The sequence below is a fragment of the Streptomyces sp. NPDC091289 genome (assembly GCF_044757365.1).
Lineage (GTDB): Bacteria > Actinomycetota > Actinomycetes > Streptomycetales > Streptomycetaceae > Streptomyces.
The window spans coordinates 1-22,782 of record NZ_JBIVUT010000028.1; the positions used below are offsets into that span (position 1 = coordinate 1).

The 22,782-nt window shown below is 71.8% G+C and carries 25 protein-coding genes, 1 tRNA gene and 1 pseudogene; 10 read left to right on the plus strand and 17 right to left on the minus strand.

Annotated elements, in window-relative coordinates; translation table 11 throughout:
* Positions 1-91: 91 nt before the first annotated feature.
* The 3 genes from ACIQPT_RS31205 to ACIQPT_RS31215 all read right to left on the minus strand — a co-directional run bounded on the left by ACIQPT_RS31205 (position 92) and on the right by ACIQPT_RS31215 (position 2,711).
* Positions 92-1,123 (minus strand): MASE1 domain-containing protein, encoded by a 1,032-nt coding sequence (locus ACIQPT_RS31205; protein ID WP_401160737.1) that lies wholly within the window; start codon positions 1,121-1,123, stop codon positions 92-94.
* Between the two features lie 63 nt (positions 1,124-1,186).
* Positions 1,187-2,020: a PP2C family protein-serine/threonine phosphatase gene (locus ACIQPT_RS31210; protein WP_401160739.1), complete on the minus strand. Its 834-nt coding sequence runs from the start codon at positions 2,018-2,020 to the stop codon at positions 1,187-1,189.
* A gap of 70 nt (positions 2,021-2,090) precedes the next feature.
* On the minus strand, positions 2,091-2,711 hold the full coding sequence (locus ACIQPT_RS31215) for a DinB family protein (RefSeq protein WP_401160741.1): 621 nt from the start codon (positions 2,709-2,711) through the stop codon (positions 2,091-2,093).
* Positions 2,712-2,834: 123 nt separating this feature from the next.
* Between ACIQPT_RS31215 and ACIQPT_RS31220 the strand changes: the two genes are divergently transcribed.
* Positions 2,835-3,104 carry a hypothetical protein gene (locus tag ACIQPT_RS31220; protein WP_030591879.1) on the plus strand — a complete coding sequence of 90 codons (270 nt, stop codon included), beginning with the start codon at positions 2,835-2,837 and terminating at the stop codon, positions 3,102-3,104.
* 34 nt (positions 3,105-3,138) lie between these two features.
* Here ACIQPT_RS31220 and ACIQPT_RS31225 read toward each other — a convergent pair.
* Positions 3,139-3,214 (minus strand) — tRNA-Trp (locus ACIQPT_RS31225).
* A gap of 47 nt (positions 3,215-3,261) precedes the next feature.
* Positions 3,262-4,158 carry a LysR substrate-binding domain-containing protein gene (locus ACIQPT_RS31230; RefSeq protein WP_401160743.1) on the minus strand — a complete coding sequence of 299 codons (897 nt, stop codon included), beginning with the start codon at positions 4,156-4,158 and terminating at the stop codon, positions 3,262-3,264.
* 206 nt (positions 4,159-4,364) lie between these two features.
* Between ACIQPT_RS31230 and ACIQPT_RS31235 the strand changes: the two genes are divergently transcribed.
* The 6 genes and pseudogenes from ACIQPT_RS31235 (at position 4,365) to ACIQPT_RS31260 (ending at position 9,970) form a co-directional block, all read left to right on the plus strand.
* The gene (locus tag ACIQPT_RS31235; RefSeq protein ID WP_401160745.1) at positions 4,365-5,375 is read left to right on the plus strand and encodes an aldo/keto reductase; all 1,011 of its coding nucleotides are present in this window, start codon (positions 4,365-4,367) and stop codon (positions 5,373-5,375) included.
* A gap of 43 nt (positions 5,376-5,418) precedes the next feature.
* A complete protein-coding gene (locus ACIQPT_RS31240; protein WP_401160747.1) occupies positions 5,419-5,835 on the plus strand; it encodes an SRPBCC family protein in 417 nt (138 codons plus the stop codon).
* A 91-nt stretch (positions 5,836-5,926) separates the two neighbouring features.
* The gene (gene mptB, locus ACIQPT_RS31245) at positions 5,927-7,423 is read left to right on the plus strand and encodes a polyprenol phosphomannose-dependent alpha 1,6 mannosyltransferase MptB (RefSeq protein WP_401160749.1); all 1,497 of its coding nucleotides are present in this window, start codon (positions 5,927-5,929) and stop codon (positions 7,421-7,423) included.
* Between the two features lie 310 nt (positions 7,424-7,733).
* Positions 7,734-8,285 (plus strand): annotated as a pseudogene (locus tag ACIQPT_RS31250) (ATP-binding cassette domain-containing protein); the annotation flags it as partial.
* 183 nt (positions 8,286-8,468) lie between these two features.
* Complete coding sequence (locus ACIQPT_RS31255; protein WP_401160923.1) at positions 8,469-9,410, plus strand: ATP-binding cassette domain-containing protein; 942 nt, start codon at positions 8,469-8,471, stop codon at positions 9,408-9,410.
* Entirely contained in the window at positions 9,407-9,970 is a 564-nt protein-coding gene (locus ACIQPT_RS31260) for an AAA family ATPase (protein ID WP_401160750.1), read from the plus strand. Before ACIQPT_RS31255 ends, ACIQPT_RS31260 begins: the two co-directional genes overlap by 4 nt.
* Here the strand turns inward: ACIQPT_RS31260 and ACIQPT_RS31265 are convergent.
* The 9 genes from ACIQPT_RS31265 to ACIQPT_RS31305 all read right to left on the minus strand — a co-directional run bounded on the left by ACIQPT_RS31265 (position 9,955) and on the right by ACIQPT_RS31305 (position 17,633).
* Positions 9,955-10,179 (minus strand): hypothetical protein, encoded by a 225-nt coding sequence (locus tag ACIQPT_RS31265; RefSeq protein WP_103531095.1) that lies wholly within the window; start codon positions 10,177-10,179, stop codon positions 9,955-9,957. The genes ACIQPT_RS31260 and ACIQPT_RS31265 overlap by 16 nt on opposite strands.
* Before the next feature lie 115 nt (positions 10,180-10,294).
* Entirely contained in the window at positions 10,295-10,915 is a 621-nt protein-coding gene (locus ACIQPT_RS31270) for a hypothetical protein (protein ID WP_401160752.1), read from the minus strand.
* 31 nt (positions 10,916-10,946) lie between these two features.
* Positions 10,947-11,567, minus strand: coding sequence for an L-threonylcarbamoyladenylate synthase (locus ACIQPT_RS31275; RefSeq protein ID WP_164613948.1), 621 nt, complete (start codon positions 11,565-11,567; stop codon positions 10,947-10,949).
* A gap of 125 nt (positions 11,568-11,692) precedes the next feature.
* A complete protein-coding gene (locus ACIQPT_RS31280; RefSeq protein WP_401160754.1) occupies positions 11,693-12,709 on the minus strand; it encodes a hemolysin family protein in 1,017 nt (338 codons plus the stop codon).
* Entirely contained in the window at positions 12,706-14,043 is a 1,338-nt protein-coding gene (locus ACIQPT_RS31285) for a hemolysin family protein (protein ID WP_401160755.1), read from the minus strand. The genes ACIQPT_RS31280 and ACIQPT_RS31285 overlap by 4 nt, the downstream gene beginning before the upstream one ends.
* A 218-nt stretch (positions 14,044-14,261) precedes the next feature.
* A complete protein-coding gene (locus ACIQPT_RS31290) occupies positions 14,262-15,389 on the minus strand; it encodes a tetratricopeptide repeat protein (protein WP_401160757.1) in 1,128 nt (375 codons plus the stop codon).
* Positions 15,386-16,654: an ATP-binding protein gene (locus ACIQPT_RS31295; protein WP_401160759.1), complete on the minus strand. Its 1,269-nt coding sequence runs from the start codon at positions 16,652-16,654 to the stop codon at positions 15,386-15,388. Before ACIQPT_RS31295 ends, ACIQPT_RS31290 begins: the two co-directional genes overlap by 4 nt.
* Before the next feature lie 105 nt (positions 16,655-16,759).
* Complete coding sequence (locus ACIQPT_RS31300; protein WP_401160761.1) at positions 16,760-17,146, minus strand: DUF4180 domain-containing protein; 387 nt, start codon at positions 17,144-17,146, stop codon at positions 16,760-16,762.
* Positions 17,139-17,633, minus strand: a complete 495-nt coding sequence (locus tag ACIQPT_RS31305) for a helix-turn-helix domain-containing protein (protein WP_401160763.1) — start codon at positions 17,631-17,633, stop codon at positions 17,139-17,141. The genes ACIQPT_RS31300 and ACIQPT_RS31305 overlap by 8 nt, the downstream gene beginning before the upstream one ends.
* A 182-nt stretch (positions 17,634-17,815) precedes the next feature.
* Between ACIQPT_RS31305 and ACIQPT_RS31310 the strand changes: the two genes are divergently transcribed.
* The 3 genes from ACIQPT_RS31310 (at position 17,816) to ACIQPT_RS31320 (ending at position 19,127) form a co-directional block, all read left to right on the plus strand.
* Positions 17,816-18,250 (plus strand): hypothetical protein, encoded by a 435-nt coding sequence (locus tag ACIQPT_RS31310; RefSeq protein WP_401160765.1) that lies wholly within the window; start codon positions 17,816-17,818, stop codon positions 18,248-18,250.
* A 143-nt stretch (positions 18,251-18,393) separates the two neighbouring features.
* Complete coding sequence (locus tag ACIQPT_RS31315) at positions 18,394-18,567, plus strand: DUF6381 family protein (protein ID WP_401160766.1); 174 nt, start codon at positions 18,394-18,396, stop codon at positions 18,565-18,567.
* Positions 18,568-18,626: 59 nt separating this feature from the next.
* Positions 18,627-19,127 carry a GNAT family N-acetyltransferase gene (locus tag ACIQPT_RS31320; protein WP_401160768.1) on the plus strand — a complete coding sequence of 167 codons (501 nt, stop codon included), beginning with the start codon at positions 18,627-18,629 and terminating at the stop codon, positions 19,125-19,127.
* 31 nt (positions 19,128-19,158) lie between these two features.
* Here ACIQPT_RS31320 and ACIQPT_RS31325 read toward each other — a convergent pair whose 3' ends face one another.
* Genes ACIQPT_RS31325 through ACIQPT_RS31335 form a run of 3 tightly spaced genes read right to left on the minus strand, consistent with a single transcriptional unit; the run spans position 19,159 to position 22,765 of the window.
* A complete protein-coding gene (locus ACIQPT_RS31325; RefSeq protein WP_401160770.1) occupies positions 19,159-20,034 on the minus strand; it encodes an ABC transporter ATP-binding protein in 876 nt (291 codons plus the stop codon).
* Entirely contained in the window at positions 20,031-21,827 is a 1,797-nt protein-coding gene (locus ACIQPT_RS31330; RefSeq protein ID WP_401160772.1) for a dipeptide/oligopeptide/nickel ABC transporter permease/ATP-binding protein, read from the minus strand. The genes ACIQPT_RS31325 and ACIQPT_RS31330 overlap by 4 nt, the downstream gene beginning before the upstream one ends.
* Positions 21,824-22,765, minus strand: a complete 942-nt coding sequence (locus ACIQPT_RS31335) for an ABC transporter permease (RefSeq protein ID WP_401160773.1) — start codon at positions 22,763-22,765, stop codon at positions 21,824-21,826. Before ACIQPT_RS31335 ends, ACIQPT_RS31330 begins: the two co-directional genes overlap by 4 nt.
* Between the last annotated feature and the right edge of the window lie 17 nt (positions 22,766-22,782).

The window sequence follows — 22,782 nt, forward strand, 5'->3', positions numbered from 1 at the left end:
GCCACACTCCACAACCACGCCCTGGCCACATGATCTACAAGGGCACAGAACCCGGCTTGACCTGCCCGACGCCAGCCTTCTGCAACACGCTTTAGCCCGGGTCCGGATCCGGGTGGGGACCGCCGTCGAGTGGGCCGTGCCGCCGCGGTCTGTCCTCGTACCGTGCCGTGGCCGGCCCCGACAGCGGAGCGAGCTGTTCCACCAGGGCTTCCAGTTCCTCGACGGCGTTCTCCGTCTCTCGGCGGATGTTCTTGTGCTCCGCGACGATGGCCCCGAGCAGCAGGGCGGTGAGCGCGACGCTTCCGTTGAGCAGCGAGAGATTGGCCATGATCTGCATCAGGCTGTGCCCGGCGAACGGCCCCAGGGCATCCGTACCCGCGAGAATGGCGAGCACCGAGACGACCAGGGCGCACGGCGCGCTGCCGGGCAACTGGAAGCGCAGGGCCGACCAAATGATCACCGGGAACACGAGGTAGATCACCGACAGCGAGCTGCGCGTGGCGATCAACGACGACACGACCACGACGATCGCGAGGACCGAGGCCTCCAGCCACCGGTCGGTCGGGCGGGGCCACCGCACCCCGCGCAGAACCAGCAGTACGGGGGTGACCACCAGGACCCCCATCGCGTCCCCCGCCCACCAGGACGACCAGACCAGCCAGAAGCGCCCCGGCGGGACCTTGCCGTCGAGCAGCAGCGTGAAACTTCCGGCGGTGGCGCTGATCAGCATCCCCGCGAACGCGCCGAGGAAGACCAGACAGACCCCGTCCCGCAGCCGGACCAGCTCTCTGCGGAAACCCACCTTCCGCAACAGGGCGTACGAAGCGAGCGGGGCGACCGTGTTGCCGAGCATGATGGCCAGCCGGCTCACCGTGAACGCGTCGCCGATCTCGGAGACCGTGACCAGCGTGCCCAGCGCGATGCCCGGCCAGACCCGGACACCCAGGCACAGCAGCGCGGCCAGGGCGATGCCGGTGGGCGGCCACAGCGGCGTCACGACCGCGCCGTCCACGACGACCTGGCGCATCAGCCCGATCCGTCCCGACAGGTAGTAGGCGCCGGCCACGCCCAGGACCTGCGCCACGTACACGGCCCGACGTCTGGCTTCCTTGCTGCGGATCACACCACTCATCAGACACCGACCGCGGCGGGAGTCGGCAGGTGACACGCGCGGTACGGTCCGGCGTCAGCGCGGCCCGCGCCGGGCGGCGGCATGCCGCAGGACCAGTACGGCGGCGTCGTCCTCGTGGCCGGTCAGCTCCGCCGCGCCCAGGACTTCGTCGGCCAGCTGAGCCGCGCTCGCCCCGACGTGCGCGGCGACCAGCTGCCGTACCCGCTCGAGACCGTCCTCGATCAGCAGCGACGGTCCCTCGACGACCCCGTCGGTGAGCAGCACGATCGCCCCGTCGGAGTCCAGGGTGCGCCGGGTGACGGGGTAGCCCTCGCCCGGCTCGATGCCCAGCGGCATGCCGCCCGGGTCCTCCGTGACGCCGGAGCGGCCCTCCGTGGTGGCCCACACGCACGCCACATGCCCGGCCCGCGCGCTGTGCAGCTCCCAGGTCGTCGGGTCCAGCCGCATGAACGTGCAGGTCGCGAAGAGCCCCGAGTCCACGGACAGCAGTAGATCGTTCGTCCTGCCCAGCACCTCGCCCGGATCGGACGCCGTGCCCGCGATGGCCCGCATCGCGATGCGGACCTGCCCCATGAAGGCGGCCGCCTCGACGTCATGACCCTGTACGTCGCCGATGGCGAAGCCGAGAGCCCCGTCCGCGAGCGTGAAACCGTCGTACCAGTCGCCGCCGATGTCCAGACCGTGGCGGGCGGGCGCGTAGCGCGCCGCGGACTGGAGACCGGGGAGCGCGGGCAGGGTCGCCGGAAGCATGTCGCGCTGGAGTGCCTGCGCCAGTTCCACCCTGGCCTGGTGGAACTCCACTTCGCGCCGAGCGCGGGCCGTGAGGTTCTGCAGGGTGTTGAGGAGGTCTTCGGCGCTAGCTGAGCGGGGAGTCCGACGCCGGTTCATGTGCCGCTCCGCGGTGCGTTAAGTCCCTGAATCATATGGCGAGCGCCCCTGAGCGGCGACCGCGCGCCGCTCAGGAGGGCCGGGCGCGGTACAGATCGCGGAGCAGGGCGATCTCGGCGCCGTGGTGCAGCACCTCCTGATTGACCCACCAGACGATGTCGACAAAGAGATCCTCGGCGTCGCTGCCGTTCGGATACGTGCTGTACCCGACGGTGTCCAGGGCCGCGTCGTCGGCGGTGAGCAGGGCTTCGCGCCAGGCGGCGGACGCGGTTTCGAAGGCGGCCACCGCCCCGGCCGCGTCCCCCGGAGTGCGGTAGCCGTCGCGCGTGAGCGATCTGCTGCCATGCATGTGGTCGGCGCGGAGGGTCAGCATCTCGGCGAGATGGCTCAGACGCCACGCGATGGTGGTGAACGGCGGAGGGAACGGATGCGGGGAGTCCGCCGCGTCCCGGCCCCAGTCCCCGGCCCCCGCCAGAACGGTCGCCCGTGCCCCGGGGCCGTCGTCGCGGCGGCGTACGGACCAGCAGTCGGGCACGGGTTCCCAGAGGTGCTCGTCGTCGCCGAGCGGGGTGACGCCGATATCGACGCCGTTGCCGCTGTCCATGACGGGTCCGGCCAGACGGCCGAGGAGCCGCTCGGAGGCGAAGTCGAACTGGTCCAGCAACGGGATCAGGCGCGGTGGGGGAGTCATCGGTGGAGCGTGCCACAGGCGACGGGCGGGCGCGCGCCGATTTACCGGTGGGCGGGCGGCGGGCGGTGGCCGGATGGACCCTCGTGCCGAGCCGTTGTCAGTGCCCGGTGGGATGCTGCCCGCATGGACGAGCTGATGAGGCAGCGACGGGTGTACGGCACCGACCACGACGACCCCCACCCGGGGCCGAGGCCGGGTCACGACTACCGCGAGCTGGTCGGCGGCCCGCTCGACGGGCTGCTGCTCGACGTCACCGGGTGGGGCGACGCGGATCTGCGCGACGGCGTCGGGCTGGTCACCGAGATCGGCGCCTACGGTCCGGGCGGACGTGCCGAGTACGGGCCGCGGTCGCCGGACAGCCACCAGTGGGACTGGCGCGGAGACGTGCGATGACGGAGGCCGGGCGGTGACGCGGGCCGGGCGATGATGGCAAGGGCGGCAGGAATCGAACCTGCGACATACGGTTTTGGAGACCGCCGCTCTGGCCGCTGAGCTACGCCCCTTGGTTACGGGTGAAGCCTGACACGCCCCGATACTCCCGCCAACAGGTTTACGCGGGTGCCGCGCCCAGCACCGTGGCACGGAAGGCCCCCACCACCGGCCGCAGATCGACGCGGTGCCAGGCCGCCCACAGCCGCGCGGACCCGCTGTGCCAGGGCAGTTCGCGTACGGCCACACCGGGCGCCGTGCCCCGCACCATGCTCCGCTGCACCAGCGCCAGGCCGAACCCGGAGGCGACGAGACCCAGCGCGGTGAGAGGTTCGGCCGCGTCCAACGTGATGTCCGGGGTGAAGCCCGCCGCCACGCACGAGGCGACGAAAGCGTCGCGCCAGGCCGGATCCCGGCTGCTCTCCACCGCGATCCACGGCTGCCCGTCCAGGTCCTCCGGTGCGAGGCCCGCCTGGTCCGCCAGCGGATGACCGGCGGGCAGCACGAGCAGCAGCGGGTCCTCCAGCAGCAGCGCCGAACGCAGATCCGGGTCGTCCTCGGCCGGGGGTTCCTGGACCAGCGCGATGTCCAGGCTGCGCTGCCGCAGCCCCTCGAACTGCTCCGCGCTCTGCTGCCCGTACAGCGCCACATGGATCCCCGGCCGCTCCAGGCGCAGCGTGCGCAGAGCGGCGGGCAGGAGGCCCGTGTGCATGGCGTCCGGTACATAGCCGACGCAGAGCCCGCCCTCCTCGCCCCGCCCGAGCCGGCGCCCCAGGTTCTCCAGCCGGGCGGCGTGGGTCAGCAGGGCCCGGGCCTCGGCGAGGAAGACACGGCCGTCGGACGTCAGGCGGATCCGCTGCCGGTCCCGCTCGAACAGGACCAGGCCGAGCTCCTTCTCCAACTGGGCGATCTGCCGGCTGAGCGGCGACTGGGAGATGTGGAGCTGTTCGGCCGCGCGGCCGACGTGTTCCGTCTCGGCGACGGCGACGAAATAGCGGAGCTGGCGGAGATCGAGCATGGCACATCCTCGTAAGACCTTCGGAGACTCAAGTCAGCCCAAACAAGTCTTGGACAGTCTCAATGCTCGATCCTAACCTCGAATGCGTAAGGCCGACAGAGCGTGCGCAATGGGGTCATCTCCGGATCAATGCCGCTTCAGAGGTCGGCTCCTTCGCGGACATTCGCGGACATTCGCGGACATTCGCAGAGATCAAGGACGCATTCGTGAGCATCACCCACCTCCTCCCCGGCCGCCTCGGCTTCGGCACCGCACCGCTCGGCAACATGTTCCGGGCGATCCCCGACGACGAGGCCGCCGCCACCGTGCAGGCCGCCTGGGACCAGGGCATCCGCTACTTCGACACCGCCCCCTTCTACGGCGCCGGCCTCTCCGAGATCCGGCTCGGCGACGTCCTCGCCCAGCACCCGCGCGACGCCTACGTCCTCAGCACCAAGGTCGGCCGGGTCATCCTGGACGAGGCCGAGGACCCCGCCTCCCGCGACCTCGGCGAGAAGGGCGGGCTCTTCGAGCACGGCCGCCCCAACAAGATGATCAACGACTACAGCGCGGACGCCACCCTGCGCTCCATCGAGGACAGCCTGAAGCGGCTGCGCACCGACCGCCTGGACATCGTCTGGGTCCACGACGTCGCCCAGGACTTCTACGGCGACGCGTGGCTCGCGGCCTACGAGAGCGCCCGCACCGGCGCCTTCCGGGTCCTGACCCGGCTGCGCGAGGAAGGCGTCATCAAGGCCTGGGGCCTCGGCGTCAACAAGGTCGAGCCGCTCGAACTCACCCTCGACCTCGACGAGCCGCGCCCCGACGCGTTCCTCCTCGCCGGCCGCTACACCCTCCTCGACCACGACCGCGCACTGCAGCGGCTCCTCCCGGCGGCCGCCGAGCACGACGTCGACCTCGTCGTCGGCGGACCGTACAGCTCCGGCATCCTCGCCGGCGGCGCGCACTTCGAATACCAGAAGGCACCCGCGCACATCGTCGCCAAGGTGGAGCGCGTCAAGGCGCTCGCCGAACAGCACGGCATCGGCATTAAGGCCGCCGCGCTCCAGTTCGCCCTGGCGCATCCGGCCACGGCGGCGGCGATCCCCGGCGCCACCCGGCCCAGCCGTATCGCCGAGGACCTCGCCGCCCTCGACGAGAAGATCCCCGCAGCCTTCTGGGCGGCCCTGCGCGAGGAGAAGCTGATCTCCGCCGACGCCCCCGTCCCCACCGCCTGAACCACCCGCACCCGCACCCGTACAACGTCAAGGACGTCCTCCCATGACCAGCACCACCGCCTCCACCGAACTCCCCGTATCCGCCGACCGCGTCTGGCAGCTCATCGGCGGCTTCGACTCGCTGCCCGACTGGCTCCCGTACATCCCGACCAGCGCACTGAGCGAGGGCGGCCGCGTCCGCACCCTCGTCAACGAGGAGGGCGGTGTCATCGTCGAGCGCCTCGAAGCCTTCGACAACGCGGCGCGCAGCTACAGCTACTCCATCCTCCGCGCCCCGTTCCCGGTCACGGGCTACCTGTCCACGATCGCCGTGTACGAGGGCTCGACGCCGGACCGGGCGCGCGTCGAGTGGTCCGGCAGCTTCACCCCGGACGGGATCGGCGACGACGAGGCCGCCGCTCTCTTCCACGGCATCTACGCGGACGGCCTCACCGCTCTCACGCAGTCGCTCGCCGGCTGAACGCCACGGGCGCCCGGACCTCCTCCGGGCGTCCGGCCGGCCGGGGGAGCGGCTGCGGTCCGGGCCCGGCCGTCCGATAGGTTGGCCGGTCATGTGGGCTTTGAGCGCGGTCGGGCACCGTCGGCTGGGTGCGGCAGGATCCCTGGCGGTCGTCGCCGGTGGGTGGTTCGCCGGAAAGCTGCCGGTCCATGACCCCTGGGGCCTGTGGGTCGACCACGGGTCCGTCACGAAGGCGGCCGCCGCCGTCCTCGCCTATGCCGGACTGACCGTGCTCGTCGTGGCCTGGTGGCAGTACGGCAAGACCGCCTCCACCGTCCGCGACACCCTCGTCACCCTCGCCTGGTGGACCGCCCCGTTCCTGCTCGCGCCCCCGCTCTACAGCGCCGACGTCTACAGCTACATCGCCCAGGGATCGATGGTCGTCGAAGGGCACGACGTCTACACCGTCGGCCCCTCCGCCCTGGACCCGGGCGGGATCGGCGGCGACGCCGCCGCGAGCGTCGGCAACCACTGGCGCGACACCCCCGCCCCCTACGGACCGCTCTTCCTGCTGATCTCCGCGGCCGTCGCCCGGACCACCGGCGGCACGATCGTCCCCGCCGTCCTGGCGATGCGGATCGTCGCGCTCGTCTCCCTGGCCCTGATCGTCTGGGCCCTGTGCCGCCTGGCGCGCGAACACGGCCACAGCGAGAGCCGCGCCCTGTGGCTGGGAGCCCTCAACCCGCTGCTGCTGATCCATGTGGTCGGCGGCATGCACAACGACGGGCTGATGATCGGCCTGATGCTCGCCGGCCTGGTGCTCGCCCTGCGCGGCAGATGGATCGTGGGCAGCGCCCTGGTCGGCCTCGCCATCATGGTGAAGTCACCGGCGGCCGTGACGCTCCTGTTCATCGGGGTCCTCGTACACGCGTCCGCGACCGGCCCCCAGTGGCGTCGCTGGGCCAAGGGACTGCTCGCGCCCGGTCTGATCGCCTGCGCGGTCGCCGGAGGGGCGACGCTGATCAGCGGTACCGGATTCGGCTGGCTCCACACCCAGGGCGTCGCCGCGAACATCCACACCGCGCTCTCGGTCACCAGCGACATCGGCCTCGGACTCGGAGAGCTGGCCCACCTGCTCCTGGACGTCGACGCGGAGCCGGTCAAGTCCGCCGTCCAGACACTGGGCCTGGCGGTCGCGCTCGGCCTGATCCTCGTACTGGCCCGGCGCGCGATGCGCGGCGGAGTGACACCCGCCCACGCACTCGGCCTCTCCCTGCTCGCCCTGGTGGCCCTCTCACCCATGGTCCAGCCCTGGTATCTGTTGTGGGGCATGGCCGTCGTCGCCGCGACCGAACAGTACGGCCGCCTCTCGGCCGTACTGATCGTGCTCTCGGCCGCGCTGGTGTACGAGACCCACCCGATGGGCGCCACCCCGCCGTACGGATTCGCCCTCGCCGGGCTCGCCGCCGTCCTCGGCACCCTCGCCGTCCGCCGGTCACCCGTCGTGCCGCCCGGCGTCCGGCTGCCCGGACAGCGCGGCCCGGCGGACACGACCGCCGAGACTGCCCCCGCCGAGGCCCCGGTCGCCTCCCGGCAGAGCGCTCTGTGAACAATCCCCTCGACGCGCGGCAAGATCCTCCGCTAACCTGAACGGGTCCTGTTGTCTCCGATAGAGGTGGACGTTGCGCATCTGAGGTCCGCGATCATCGCGCGGTACGGCCCTGGCCCGTACACGGTCACGACGCTGTCGGCATACATCTGCCGCCCGTGACTTCCGCGTGGATGCGACCTCGGTGCTGAGCCGTCCCTCCACTTCGCAGGACTGTTCTTCCCACCCTTTCCGGCCCTCGGCCGGGTCGCCGCGTGCTGTTCGCATACGAAGCCCCCCCGCTCCCTCCGCTTCCGACTGCGAGAACCACATGAGCCATCCCACCGCGCCCAGCGCCTCCGTCGCCGCCTCCAACCTCACCTTCCGGTGGCCCGACGGCACGAACCTCTTCGACGGGCTCTCCCTCACCGTCCCCCGGGGCCGCACCGGACTTGCCGGCGCCAACGGAGCCGGCAAGTCGACTCTGCTGCGCCTGTTCGCCGGGCTCCTGCGCCCCTCGGCGGGGTCCGTCACCGTCGGCGGAAACCTCGCCTATCTGCCCCAGAACCTCACCCTGGACACCGCCCTGCGCGTCGACGCGGCCCTCGGCATCGCCGAGCGGCGGGCCGCCCTGCGCGCCATCGAGTCCGGAGACGTACGGGAGGAGCACTTCGAGACGGTCGGCGACGACTGGGACGTCGAGGAACGTGCCCTGGCCACCCTCGGCTCCCTCGGGCTCGGCGCCGTCGAACTGGACCGCACCGTCGGGCAGTTGTCCGGCGGGGAGACCGTCCTGCTGCGGCTGGCCGCACTGCTCCTGGAACGCCCGGACGTTCTCCTCCTCGACGAGCCGACCAACAACCTGGACCTGTTCGCCCGCCGCAGGCTCTACGACGCCGTCGACTCCTGGCGCACCGGCATCCTGATCGTCGTCAGCCACGACCGGGACCTGCTGGAGCGGGTCGACCGCATCGCCGAACTGCGATCGGGCTCGGTGAGCTGGTACGGGGGCGGCTGGTCCGCGTACCAGGAGGCCCTCGCCACCCAGCAGGAGGCCGCCGGGCGGATGCTGCGCGCCGCCGACGCCGACGTACGCCGACAGCAGCGCGAACTGGAGGAGACCCGGATCAAGGTCGCCCGCCGCCAGCGCCACGACAAGAAGTTGGACGGCCAGCGGAAGGCCCCGCGCATCGTCGCCGGGGAACGCAAGCGCTCGGCCCAGGAGTCCGGGGACCGGCTGCGCGGGCTGCACGAGGACCGTCTCGACGAAGCCCGTGAGCGCAGGGAGGAAGCCGCCGAAGCCATCCGCCGGGACGCCGAGATCAAGGTGAGCCTGCCCCACACCGCCGTACCCGCGGGCCGCACCGTCCTGACCGTACGGGACCTGAGCCTCCCCTACGGGCGGCTGCGCGAGGGCAGCCTCCAGGTGAAGGGACCCGAACGCATCGCCCTGGTCGGCCGCAACGGGGCCGGCAAGACGACGCTGCTGCGCACGCTCACCGGGGAGCTCGCGCCGAGCACCGGAGAGGCCACGGCGGCGGTGCCGCTGAAATTCCTCCCGCAGCGGCTGGACGTCCTCGACGACGCGCTGAGCGTCGCCGACAACGTCGCCCGCACCGCCCCGGGCACCACCGACAACCAGATCCGCTCCCAGCTCGCCCGGTTCCTCTTCAAGGGGGCCCGTGCGGAGCAGCCGGCGGGCACCCTCTCGGGCGGCGAACGCTTCCGGGCCGCGCTCGCGGCGACGATGCTCGCCGCCCCCGCCCCGCAGCTGCTCCTGCTGGACGAGCCGACGAACAACCTCGACCTGGCGAGCGTGCGGCAGCTGACGAGCGCCCTGGAGTCCTACGAGGGCGCGCTCGTCATGGCCAGCCACGATCTGCCGTTCCTGGAATCCGTGGGCATCACCCGCTGGATCCTGCTGGACGACGCACTGCGCGATACCGACGTCGACGAGGTCCGCGAACTGTTCGGGAGCCCGGAATCCACCCCTGCGGGCACGGCATGACGGCCGTCGACCCGGGCCCTTGCGTCGTTCTGATCACCGGCGTGATGGCCGCGGGGAAGTCCACCGTCGCCCAGCTCCTGGCGGAGAGCCTGCCGCGAGCGGTCCATGTGCGCGGCGACGTCTTCCGCCGCATGATCGTCTCCGGCCGCGCGGAGATGACACCCGACGAGGCGGAGGAGGCCCGCAGCCAGCTCGACCTGCGCCAGCGGATCTCGGCCCAGGTGGCCGACGCCTATGCGCGGGACGGCTGGACGGCCGTCGTCCAGGACATCGTCCTCGGTGAGGACCTGCCCCGTTACGTCGGCAGGGTCCGCACCCGCCCGCTCCACGTCATCGTGCTCGCCCCCTCGCCGGAGACCGTGCGCGAGAGGGAGGAGGCGCGGGGGAAGACGGGGTACGGGGAGTGGACGGTCGAGGCGTTCGACGCGTATCTGCGGAGCGGGACGCCCCGCATCGGCCGGTGGCTGGACACATCCGGTCAGACGCCGGAGGAGACGGTTTCGGTCATCCTGGACGGCCTGCGCGGTGCGGGTGGCGAGGCCTCTCAGGCCGCCTCGTAGAGGTGGGCCCGTCCGCCCCGCCATTCCACCCAGACCGGGTTGTCGAGGATCCGGTCCGCTTCTTCGAGGCCGGCCTCGCTCAGGAACACGATGACGTCGTGGTCGCTGTGGGCCAGCCCGAGTATCTCGTCCCGGCCTTCGTAGTGCACGGTCACCCGGCGGCCGCCCGAGGGGGTCGGACGGTGGATGACGATCGGGGGATTTGCCATGGGTCCACCCTGCGACGCACCCCGCCCCCTCGCATCCCCGGCCGGCCCCATCCGCGAGCGAACAGCAACCGGTCCGGGAAAGGCTCCCGCGCCCGCGCGGGGGCCGCGAAGGCCCTCATCGCCCGGCGGCCCCGAGTTCCACCGTTGTGGTGACGCGCACCAGGGAAGGGCTGCGGGGGGCGGAGCCGAACCCGAAGGCGACCGGCGGATCGAGCGGCGCGAGCATGCCCAGGCCCACCCCGTCCAGCACGGCGTCCGCGGCCACGACCGGCCACAGGCCTCGCGCCCCGTACCACTCCCGGCGACCCGGGCCCGCGCGGCCCAGGGTGCGCACGCCGGGCATCAGCGACCGGGCCGGTACGTCGCACAGCGCGGCCCAGAGCGGGCTGCGGGCGAGCGGGGCCGGTACGGCGGACAGCAGCAGACCGAGGGCGGACCGACGTCCGGTCCGCAGCCGGAGGCGCAGCGGCCCCGCCTCGACGAGCCAGGTGTCGCCGGAGACGGCCACGGTCACGGGCACCACCTCGACCCGGTCGAAGCGGTAGGTCGCGGCGACGAAGTCCGCGATCCGCCGGGTCGGGGCCAGCAGGACCCGTTCGCCGTCGGGATGCTCGACCATGACGTCGCTGAACGCCCCGAACGGCGACCGCGGCCAGTGTCCGACCACCAGCCGGGTGCCCGAGGAGGTCCCCGCACCGGCGATCCAGCCGTCGAACCGCAGTCGCTCACCTGTCACGCCCGCCAGTCTGCCCGGCTGTCGCCCCGGATCACTCGAAGCGGGACGTGTCCCCGGCTCCGCGGCGTACGATCTCGGGCTCGTCGCCGGAGAAGTCGATGACGGTGGTCGGCTCGGTGCCGCAGTCGCCGGAGTCGATGACGGCGTCCACCTCGTGGTCGAGCCGCTCCTTGATCTCCCAGCCCTGCGTCAGCGGTTCCTCCTCGTCCGGCAGCAGCAGAGTGCTGGAGAGCAGCGGTTCGCCGAGCTCGGCGACCAGCGCCTGGGTCACGACGTGGTCGGGGATGCGCACGCCGACCGTCTTCTTCTTCGGATGCAGCAACTGGCGGGGAACCTCCTTCGTCGCCGGGAGGATGAACGTGTAGCTGCCGGGCGTCGCCGCCTTGACCGCCCGGAACACGTCGTTGTCCACGCGCACGAACTGCGCCAGCTGCGCGAAGTCGTGGCACACCAGAGTGAAGTGGTGCTTGTCGTCGAGGTTCCGGATCGACCGGATCCGGCCGAGGGCGTCACGGTTGCCCAACTGGCAGCCCAGTGCGTAGCACGAGTCCGTCGGGTACGCGACGAGCGCACCGGACCGGATGCTGTCGACCACCGTGCCGATGGTGCGGGGCTGGGGATTCGCGGGGTGCACGTCGAAGTACTTGGCCATCCGCCGAGCTTACGCGTTCGGGCCGGTCCGGCAGGGCCGTTGGCCGGGAACGGCGAGAGGCGGCCCGTCGTGCGACGGGCCGCCTCTCCTTCCGCTTGTCGCGGTGGTGTTCACCGCCGGGCCGGTCAGACCGCGGCGGCCCCCACCAGCTCGTCCAGTACGTCCTCCATCGTCACGAAGCCGATGACCGTGCCCTTGTCCCCGGCGACCGCCGCGAGATGCGTACCGGCGGCACGCATCGTGGTGAGGGCGTCGTCGAGCGGGGTGTCGATCTCGACCCGGATGACGGGGTGGAGGGAGCTCGTGGGCAGTGCCTCGGTGCGCTCCGCGACGCCGAGGGCGTCCTTGATGTGGAAGTAGCCCAGCAGCCCGTCGTCGGGTCCGGTGACCGGCAGCCGGGAGAAGCCGGAGGCCACCGCGGCCCGCTCCAGCCCCTGCGGAGTGATGCCCAGGTCGACGGTGACGGTCCGGTTCAGCGGGACCATCACCTCGCCGACCGGCCGGGTACCGAGCTCCAGCGCGTCCCGCAGCCGCTCCCCGTCGGCCGGGGCGAGGAGCCCGGCGTCGCTGGAGTCCTTCACCAGCCGGACGAGCTCGTCGTCGGTGAACACCGAGGCGACCTCGTCCTTGGGGTCGACCTTCAGCATCCGCAGCAGCATGTTGGCGAAGGCGTTGATGCCGAAGATGACCGGACGCAGCGCCCGCGTCAGGCCCACCAGGGACGGCCCCAGCGCCAGTGCGGTGGCGACGGGAGCGGCCAGCGCGATGTTCTTCGGGATCATCTCGCCGATGAGCATGTGCAGATACGTCGCCAGCGTCAGCGCGATCACGAAGGCGATCGGGTGGACCAGCGCCTCCGGCACGCCGACCGCGTCGAACGGCGGCTCCAGCAGATGGGCGATGGCCGGTTCCGCGACAGCGCCCAGCACCAGGGAGGAGATGGTGATGCCGAGCTGGGCGGTGGCCATGGCGGCCGACAGGTGTTCGAGCCCCCACAGGGCGCTCTTGGCGCGTCGGCTGCCCCGCATGGCCTGCGGCTCGATCTGACTGCGGCGGACCGAGATGAGGGCGAACTCCGCGCCCACGAAGAACGCGTTGGTGAGCAGGGTGAGCGCGCCGATGGCGAGCTGGATGGCGGTCATCGGGCGTCCTCCTCCACGAGGGCCGGCGCCGGTGCGGGCGCGCTGATCCGGACCCGGTCGGCCCGGTGGTGCTCGATGTCGAGCACGTCGAACTGCCAGCCGTCGACCTCCACCCGGTCCGTACGGACCGGGATGCGGGCCAGCTGGTTGGCGAGCAGACCGGCGAGCGTCTCGTACGGGCCTTCCGGCGCGCGGAAGCCGATGCGGTCGAGCTGGTCCAGCCGGATACTGCCCTCGGCCTCCCAGACCGGGCGCCCGTCACCGAGCGGCTCGGCCGGTGCGAGGTCGGGGCGCTCATGGGGGTCGTGCTCGTCGCGGACCTCGCCGACGACCTCCTCGACGATGTCCTCGACGGTGGCGACTCCTGCCGTGCCGCCGTACTCGTCGATCACCACCGCCATCGTCCGGTGCTTGCGCAACTGCGCGAGCAGCCGGTCCACGGGCAGCGAGTCGGGGACCAGGAGCGGCTCGGTGGCCAGTGCCGTGACCGGGGTCCGGGACCGCTCGGACTCGTCCAGGGCGAGGATGTCGCGGATGTGGACCGTGCCGATGACCTCGTCCAGGCTGTCGCGGTAGACCGGGAAGCGGGACAGACCGGTGGCCAGCGTGAGGTTGGCGGCGTCGGCCGCGGTGGCGTGCGCCTCCAGCGCCCGGACGTCGACCCGCGGCGTCATCACGTTCTCGGCGGACAGCTCCGCCAGGTGCAGGGTGCGGACGAACAGCTCGGCCGAGTCCTGCTCGATGGCGCCCTCGCGTGCGGAGTGCTGGGCGAGAGCGATCAGCTCCTGCGGCGTACGGGCGGAGGCCAGCTCCTCGGCCGGCTCCAGACCCAGCCGCCGTACGGCACGGTTCGCGGTGTTGTTGAGGTGCCGGATCAGCGGGGCGAAAGCGGCCGTGAACGCCCGCTGCGGGGTCGAGACGACCTTGGCGACCGTGAGCGGGCTGGAGATCGCCCAGTTCTTCGGGACCAGCTCACCGATGACCATGAGGACCACGGTGGAGGCGGCCACGCCGAGGAGTGTGGCGACCGTGGACACGGCCCCGGCCGGAAGCCCGACGTCGGCGAGCGGGCCGCGCAGCAGCACCGCGAGGGACGGCTCGGCCAGCATGCCGATGACCAGGGAGGTCACGGTGATGCCGAGCTGGGCGCCGGAGAGCTGGAACGTCAGCCGCTTGGCGGCTTTGAGCGCGCTCTCGGCACCGCGTTCCCCGGCCTTGGCGGCACGCTCGAGCTCGCTGCGCTCGATGGTCGTCAGCGAGAACTCGGCCGCGACGAACACCGCACATGCGAGTGTCAGCGCGAGCGCGAGGAGGAGCAGGATCACTTCGCTCACCGTGTCACCTCCGTCCCCTGGTGCGCGGGTTCGGGGATGACACGGTTCGTACTGGGAGGCTCACCCATTGCGGTGCGCAGCTCCTTCTCTGTTCGGGTCGTCGGGATCGACGGTGGGAGACGGGTGTGAACCCGCCTCATAGATAGTAAAGGGAGCGCAAAGCAATGGGGAGTGGCGAGTGTCACACGGGGTGCCGGGTCTCCGGGGGCCGTCCGCCCTCACCGTGTCCTGCGGTGGTCGTAGGAGATCGTGAGCCACGGCACCACCAGGCCCGACCAGAACAGGATCTGCGGCCAGGAGCGGTCGGTCCACGGGACCTGGGTGATGAGCAGCGCGCAGAGCGTCGTGAAGGACGCCTGACCGACGACGACGCGGGCCCACACGTCGCGGCGGATCAGGGAACGCACGTTCAACCGCACGCCGGTGCGGAGTCTGCGGTACGTGCGCCAGGCGCCGAAACCCCAGATCGCCGCCATGCAGCACAGCAGCCAGATCCGCTGGCCCAGCGGCAGGGGCAGTTCGCGCTGGACCGGGTCGTCGGCCGTGGCGAACAGGTCGATCGTCACTCCCGCGGCGACGACGCAGGCGATGGCGAGCCAGCGGGTGCCGCGCAGCAGGCGGAACGTGGCCTTGTCCAGGCCGCTGCGCAGCGAGGCGTCCTCGGGCGCCACGGCGAGCGCGTCGGCGTACAGTTCGGTCGCCCGGCGCGGGAGGCTCTTGTCGGGCTCGGCCGCCTTCGCGGTCTGCCTGGCCAACGCCTCGCGATGAGTGGGGTCGATCCGGAGGATCGCGCGCTCGAACTCGTCCGCGTCCTCTTCGGCCCGTGACATCTGTGCGATGAACAGGGCGATCTCGTACGCGTAGACCTCCTCCGGGCCCAGCCGGATCGCCTCCCGGGCCAGGGCCGCGCCTTCCCGGGCCAGGGTGGGCATGTCCTCGCGCGCCAGCTCCCTCTTCCCGGACTCCTGCGCGAACCGGACCAGCGACCGCCGGAACACGACATCGGCGAGCATCGCGTAACCGAGCCAGAACTCCGGGCTGATCCGGACCGCCTCGCGCAGGGCCGCCTCGGCCGCGGCGATTCCACCGGGTGTGAACCGGACCGCATCGGACCGCACGAGGAGCGCGTCGACGTACTCGGGATGGCGCTCCAGCGCCTGGTCGGTCGCTTCGAGCGCCTCCTTGAACCGCTGCCGCTTCAGATGGGTGCGGGCCAGGGCGACCCAGGCGTGGGTGTGGTCGGGGTCGTGTGCGAGAAGCTCGGTCAAGAGGGCCGCCGCGTCCTCGTAGCGGCCGATCTCGTGGAGGGCCCTGGCCCGTTGCAGTTCCGCCTGGGCCGTCGTCACAGCTTCCGCCTCTTCTTCAGATAGGTCACGAGGTCGTCGTACATCCCGCCCTCGTTCGCGAACATCGCCACGTTCCGGGCCGCGGCGAACCACGGCTCGCTCGACGGCACCACGACCTTCGCCGCGGCCAGCAGGTCCGGCGTGCCGATCATGCGGATGGTCCCGGTCCTGGCGGAGTCCAGCAGCGCGGTCTCCGCCGCCGACTCGCAGACATGGGCGAGGTCGGCGCCCGAGAGCCCGTCCGTCGCCTTGACGACGCGGCCCAGGTCGACGCCCTCGACCGGGCGTTCGCGCAGATGGTAGCGGAGGATCGCCTCCCGGGCCCCGGCGTCCGGCGGCAGGACGAGCAGCGTGCGGTCGAGCCGACCCGGGCGGCGCAGGGCGATGTCCACGTCCCAGGGGACGTTGGTCGCGGCGAGGACGAACACGCCCTCGTTGGCGGCGGAGTCGATGCCGTCGAGCTCGGTCAGGAGCTGGTTGACGGTGTTGCGCATCCCGCTGTTCTGCGTGCGGCTCCGCTTCCCGCCGAGCGCGTCCAGCTCGTCGAGGAACACGACGCAGGGCGCTTTGCGCCGGGCGGTGCTGAAGACCTCGTGCATGTTGCGCTCGGAGTTGCCGATCCACATGTCGAGGACGTCGTTGACGGACACCGACAGGAAACTCGCGCCGAGTTCACCGGCGACGGCCCGCGCGATGAAGGTCTTGCCGCAGCCGGGCGGACCGTACAGGAGCAGTCCGCCGCGCAGGCTCTTGCCGTAGAGCCTGCGCAGTTCGGGATTGCGCATCGGAGCCAGGAACGCGGCTTCGAGGCGGTCCTTGACCTCGCGCATCCCGCCGACGTCGGCGAGGCGCACCGTCCCGGGGCCGGTCACGTCGTAGGCGTCGGCGTCCCCGGCATCGCCGCTTCCGTCCACGGTCAACGCGGACTCCACGAAGCGCGGTTCGACGATGCCGTCGACCTCCTCCTCGGCGGCCCGCCAGTTGAACCCCGGGGCGGGCGGATCCACCTCCGGGGCGGGCGGATCCACCTCCGGGCCGGGCGCGGGTCCGCCCATCGCCCGCATCATCAGCTCCCGCACGGCGGCGTCCCCCGGCGCGTGCTGCAGGGCCACCGCCGCCTCGGAGACGGCGGCCTCGTGCGCACCGGAGGCGAGGAGCAGCTCGGCCAGGTGCAGGCGAAGCGGTACGTCGTCGGGAGCGGCGGCCACAGCGCTGCGCAGACTCCGGAGCAGCGGGGATTCCTGAGCGGAAAGATCTTCGGGCATCGTCCCTTTGTACGTGGGCCTCATGACGGGAGTCCAGGCAGGGGGCATGCCGTGCGTCACGCGTCGGCCGACCGGCAACCGAACGCGTACCGCCCCGCGTCGGACTCAGTCGGCCGTCCGGCCCGCCGCGCCCGGGGCCAGGCGGTCGACGAGGGCGTCCAGGTCCGGGAGGAACCAGATGTCCCGCCCCCGGTTGGCCTCGCGGACGAGGTCGGGGAGGGCGGAACTGGCCGCCAGATGGCGGCCGATGTCCCCGACGACGACCAGGCGCAGCCGGTAGTTCGCGAACTTCTGCAGGACTTCTCCCGCGAAGCCGGTGCTCAGGTCGAAGAAGCGGTCGTCCAGTCGCGTGGACGGCACCGCGACGATCTCGGCGCCCTGGAAGGCGGCGCCGATCAGTTGGTCGAGCGCGTCCTGAACGGTGGCGATGGTCGCACCGTCGGCGGCGCACACCAGGACCGGAACGCCGTGGTGCTCGACGACGTCAGGCACGGTCGGCCTCCTGCCCGCTAGCGGCCGAGGGGGTGAACAGGCCGCTGTCCGGGCCCAGTAGGCCGTCGATCAGGTGCAGCAGATCGGCGGTGGCGGCGGCTCCGCCGAGAATGACGATCTTCATCCGGGTTCGCTCCTTGTCGTAGACCGTCTGGATGCGCAGAGGGTCCGGCGTGTCCCGCGCGGACTGCGCGCTCGCCGTGATGTACGTGCTGAGCCGGTGCGCGGCGTCCGGGCCGAGCGCGTCGATCTGCACGATGCTGGACACCTCGACATGTCCCGCCGCCGGTACCGGCCCCGGCGCCGTGTCGTCGGCCGGCCGGCCGGTCAGAGCCGCGAGATCCGCCTTGCCGATCCGGTACTGCTTGCCGATCCGGACGGCCTTGAGCCGCCCGTCGCGGACGTAGTTCCGGACGGTCCGCACATGCAGGCCCAGCAGCTCGGCCACCTCGCCGACCGAGTAGAGCTCCCGCTCGTCATTCCCCATGGGTCCTCATCCTACGCCAAACATCCCTGTTGAGTATCAGATGCGCAATGATAGGGAAGGTTAGGGAAGGCGGAAGTCGGTGATTGGTCGTTCCGGATGTACTCGGCGGGTGCGACGAGGCCCGGGCCAGCAAGGTGGATACGAGTGGATACGAACGGCCGTCCACGCGGACAAGGAGTCCCATGAACCCCGGAGCCCCGCCGCCCGATCCGCGGCATCGGCGACCCGAAGGCGTCACCGACGCGACCGTCGAGGCTCTCGGGGCCCTGTCGAAGGCGTTGGAGACCGCCGAGCGTGCCCGCGGCGCGCTCTACGACTTCCATCAGCTCACCGGGAGTGCCGACCTCGCCCTCGACGACGCCGTAAGACTGCTCCGCGCCGCCGGGCACGGACACCGGGCCGAGCAGGTCGAACGGGAGATCCTCGGCCGCAACGTCATCCCCGGGCACTGGACGTTCCAGATCGTCGAGGAGTACAACGCCACCTACTACGACGTGTTCCGGGCGATCGAGCAGCAGATCAGACAGGAGCTCGCCGAGGGCCGCGACCACCTCTACGAGGCCCGGATGAAGGCGGAACGGCGGACCGAGGGGCATCCCGACCACACCGCCGACTGACGTGAGGTTCCCCGTGCCGCCCGCCGTCACCGAACGTAGCCGCACGAAATGCGCGCGGGGCCGACTCCGGTGACGCTAGGGGATGTCTTGTCGCGCACGCTACGCCGGTCGCCGACGGAGGACCCACGACGGAGGACACCCCCATGAACCTGTACGACAGCCCGGTGGAGCGAGCCCGCCGCACCCGTGAACGCGCCGAGGAACTGGGCCGCGCCGCAGACCGGGCCACCGACCCCGAGCACCGGCAGCGACTGCGCGAGAAAGCCCTGCGGCTGCTGCGCGAGAACCCGGCGGCCGACTCCCCGCCCTCCCGCTGACCGGGGCGCGGGGAAAGCTGGTTGCCCGCGCTGTCGCCGCCCGGGTAGCGTCACGAGCCGTGACACCGACTCTGCGCACCGAAAGGCTCCTGCTGGAGCCGTACGTCCCCGAGGACGAAGAGGGCTTCGTCGCCCTGTTCCAGGACACCAGGGTGTCGCGATGGATGGGTGACGGCCCTTCATCCGAGGCGGAGGACCGGGCCGTGTTCGGGCGGGTCTTCACCAAGGTCTACGCCCAGGACCTGTTCGCCGTCTGGGCCGTCCGCCGCGACGGGATCCTCGTCGGGCACGCCGAGATCAAGCGGACCGACATCGTCGACGGTCACGAGATCATCTACGCCCTGGCGCCCACGGCGTGGGGGACCGGCCTGGGCACCGAACTGGCACAGGCCGTCGTCGCCCACGGCTTCGGCACGCTCGGACTGGACGAGGTCCACGCCACCGTCGCCGCCGCGAACGAGGCCTCGTTGACGCTGCTGCACAGGATCGGCTTCGAGTACGTGAGGGACATCGCGGAGGACGACGGCAGCACCACCCGTGTCCTGACCCGCCGCCGCTGACCCGCCGGTCGCCCGGCCGTCGCCCGGCCGGTCAGGCCGACGTCGCCGCCTGCGCCGCCGCCCTCCGCCGTCGCTGCTCCGCGACGTCCGCGACGGGCGCGGCGAGCGTCAGCGCACGGGTATAGGGGTGCCGGGGTTCGGAGGTGACGCGTCGGGCGTCCCCCGTCTCGACGAGTTCGCCGCCCCGGATGACCGCCACCCGGTGGCTCATGAAGCGGACCACCCCCAGGTCGTGCGTGACGAAGAGATAGGCGACACCGGACTCCTCCTGGATCTCCAGGAGCAGTTCGAGCACCGTCCGCTGGGTGGTCAGGTCCAGTGCGGACACCGGCTCGTCGCAGATCACCAGCCGGGGCCGCAGGGCCAGCGCCCGGGCGATGGCGACGCGTTGGCGCTGCCCGCCGGAGAACTCCCGGGGCAGCCGGTCCGCCGAATCGGCCGGCAGCCGTACCCGGTCGAGCAGTTCGGTGATCCGGGCCCGCGCCTCCTTCGCGCCGGCGCCGTGGCCCAGCAGCGGTTCGCCGAGGGTGTCCCCGACCGTACGGGACGGGTTGAGCGAGGTGTACGGGTCCTGGAACACCACCTGGAGGTCGCGGCTGAGCGCCCGCCGGCGGGCGGCCCCGGCCCGCTCGATCCGCTCGCCCGCGAAGGTGATGTGGCCCGACCGCACGGGGGCGAGCCCGAGCACCGCCCGGCCGATCGTCGTCTTGCCCGAACCGGACTCGCCCACCAGGCCGAGGGTCTCGCCCGGCCGGATGTCGAGGGAGACCCCTTTGAGGATCTCGGCGCGGGGTGCGCGGCGGCCCCTGCCGGGGTAGGAGACGCGCAGGTCGCGGACGCGCAGCAGGGCGTCCGGCAGGCCGTCGGGCCCCTCGGCGGTGGTGTCGCCGACCACGGTGCTGGTCATACGGCGGTGCTCCTCGTCTCGCGCGGCTGCCACGGTTCCCGGGCCGGCGCGTCGTCCAGGACCGCGTCGAGCAGGGACCGGGTGTAGGGGTCCCGGGGGGAACGGACGATCTGTTCGGCCGTGCCGGTCTCCACGATCCGGCCGTCGCTCATCACCGCGACCCGGTCGCAGAGGTCCGCGACGACGCCGAGGTTGTGGGTGACCAGGAGGACTCCCAGTCCGCGGTCCCGCTGGAGTCGGCGCAGCAGGTCCAGGATCTCCGCCTGGACCAGGACGTCCAGCGCGGTGGTCGGCTCGTCGGCGATGAGCAGTTCCGGGTCGCAGGACATCGCCCCGGCGATCAGGACCCGCTGGGCCATGCCACCCGATATCTCGTGCGGATACAGCCGCATCGCCCGCTCGGGGGCGGGAATCTCCACCAGCCGCAGCAGATTCAGCGCGCGGGCGGCGGCCTCCTTGCGGGAGAGTCCCAGCACCTGCCGGATCGGTTCCATGAGCTGGCTGCCGATGGTGAAGGCCGGGTCGAGATTGCTCATCGGCTCCTGCGGAACGTACGCCACCGTCCCGCCCCGCAGGGAGCGGTGGACGCGCTCCGGCAGGCCGGCCACCTCGCGCCCCGCGACGGTGATGCTGCCCGCCCCGATCCGCCCTCCCTCGGGGAGGATCCCGAGGACCGAGAACGCGGTCTGGGTCTTGCCCGATCCCGACTCGCCGACCAGACCGACGATCTCCCCGGGGTGTACGTCGAGGTCGACCCCGTGGACGACCTGCTTCCGCGTGCCGTCCGGCTTTCCGTACCCGACCGTGAGTCCCCGCACCGACAGCAGAGGGCTCCGCGCGCCGCTCCCCGCCGGGATCGACGGCACCGGCGGCACCGGCGGAACCCGCGCCCCCTTCGCACGGCGCGCACCGCGTCCGCCGTCCTGTCCGCCGCCGCCGCGCTCCTCCAGTACATCGCGCAGCGCGCCCGCCAGGAGGACGAGGGCACCGTTGGTGAGGCCGAGGGCCAGCCCGGGCCAGAGCATGAGCAGCGGAGCCCGCTGGATGTTCTGGAACGCCTCGTTCAGCATCGCCCCCCAGGTGGCGGACGAACCGCTGCCGACGCCCAGGAACTCCAGACCCGCCTGGAGACCGATGGCGATACCGGCCACCAGAGCCACCTGGATGATGACGGGACCGCGCACCACGATGAGGATGTGCCGCGTCACGATCCTGGTGTCGGACAGCCCGGACACCTTGGCGGCGTCCACGTACAGCTCCTTGCGGACGTTGGCCACGATGCCCCGCACCAGGCGGAAGAAGCTCGGCGCGGCGAGCACGCCCAGCACGATCATCAGCACCCATACGTTGGGCCCGAGGATGGCCCGCGAGGCGAGCAGCACCACCATGGCGGGCAGCGCCATGACGAGGTTCACGCCCCAGTTGGCCACCGAGTCGAACCGGCCGCCGTAGTACCCGGCGTACAGACCGGACGGCACCCCGAGCGCGAGAGCCACCGCGAGGGCGATCAGCGCCCCGCCGAGCGTGTTGCGCCCGCCGTACAGGATCCGGGAGAGGATGTCGCGCCCCGCCGAGTCCATCCCCAGCGGGTGCGCGCCGTCGGGCCCGGCGAACGCGTCGCCCAGCGAGGAGACGTCGGGAGCCTGGGGGGCGAGCAGCGGCGCCAGCAGCACCGCGACGACGAGGAGCAGCAGCACGCCGGCCGAGACCGCGCCCAGCGGGTTGCGCAGGAGCCTGCGTGCCGCTTTGCCCCGGGCGGGGCCCGCCGATCCGGTCGGGAGGTTGTCGCTCATGCGACCCTCGCCTTCGGGTTGAGCCAGCCGATCATGACATCGACCAGGAGGTTGATCAGGACCACTCCGACGACCGTGAGCATGACCAGCGCCATGATCACGGGGATGTCGCCGCGCGTGGTGTACGTGACGGTCATGCTGCCGATGCCGGGCAGACCGAAGATCTGCTCCACGAGCACGGCCCCGCCGAGCAGTCCGACGAACTGCATCCCGAGCACGGACAGCGCCGGAGCTGACGCGTTGCGCAGGACGTGCCGGAACACGATCCGCGACATGGGCAGCCCGCGGGCCCGCAGCGTACGGACGTAGTCCTGGCGCAGGACGTCGATGACCGCGCCGCGCACCTGCTGGGAGACGCCCGCCACGGAGGCGATGGACAGCGACAGCACGGGCAGGGCGATCGTGGACAGCCAACCGGAGGGCGACGCGGCGAACGGGGTGTAGCCGATGGCCGGGAACCAGTTCAGGTGGACCGCGAAGACCAGCACGATCACCAGGGTCACCAGGAACCCCGGCAGGGCGTAACCCACGACACCCAGGACCTGGACGAACCGGTCGACGGCTCCGCGCCGGACGCCCGCCCACACGCCGAGCAGGAACGACACGACGGTGGCGACGAGGGTGACGCCCACCATCAGGCTCGCGGTGACCGGCAGCCGGGCCGAGACCGTGGTGGCGACATCCTCGCTGGTGAACCAGGAGGTGCCGAGATCGCCCCGTACGGCGTGGGCCAGCCAGTCCGCGTACTGCGCGAGGACCGGCCGGTCCAGTCCGAGCGCGGCGTTCTTCGCGTCGACGGAGGCCTGGTCGGCGCCCTGGCCGAGGAGCTGCCGTCCCACGTCCAGGTCGGGGATCGACAGCAGCAGGTAGGAGAGGAGGGAGATGACGACCAGGAGTAGGGCTCCGGCCGCGATCCTGCGGGCGATGAAGTTCAGCATGGCACTCGGTATCTGTC